We start from the raw sequence: 294 nt of genomic DNA, 5'->3' as shown, positions 1-294 counted from the left end.
CGCCATCCGTATCAGGATTCAAGGGATCAGTAAAATAAACATTTACCTCTAAACCATCATTAAGGCCATCTTCGTCAGTGTCGGCTTTTGTTGTATCGGTTCCAAGAGTTACTTCTTCTGCGTTAGTCAAACCGTCACCGTCCAAATCGACGCTTTCCGGCGAAGGAACAATCGGCGCGGTATCGAGCACCGCCGGCGGAACTTCCACGGGAGCTTCATTAACATTGGATACAATTTCAGCCGGGACATTAACCGGCGGCAAATTAACATTCTGATTGGAAACCACCGGTGTTT

General features: G+C 48.0%; 1 protein-coding gene. It reads right to left on the bottom strand.

Features of this window, described 5'->3' with window-relative positions; translation table 11 throughout:
• Positions 1 to 294: hypothetical protein (locus WC734_06525; protein MFA6198772.1), on the bottom strand; the 294-nt coding region annotated here is incomplete at both ends.

This window comes from Patescibacteria group bacterium (genome assembly GCA_041661625.1).
Lineage (GTDB): Bacteria > Patescibacteriota > Patescibacteriia > JAHIZJ01 > JAHIZJ01 > JBAZUB01.
Note: the sequence above shows the minus strand (reverse complement) of the source record. Positions and strands in the feature narration are given on the sequence as shown.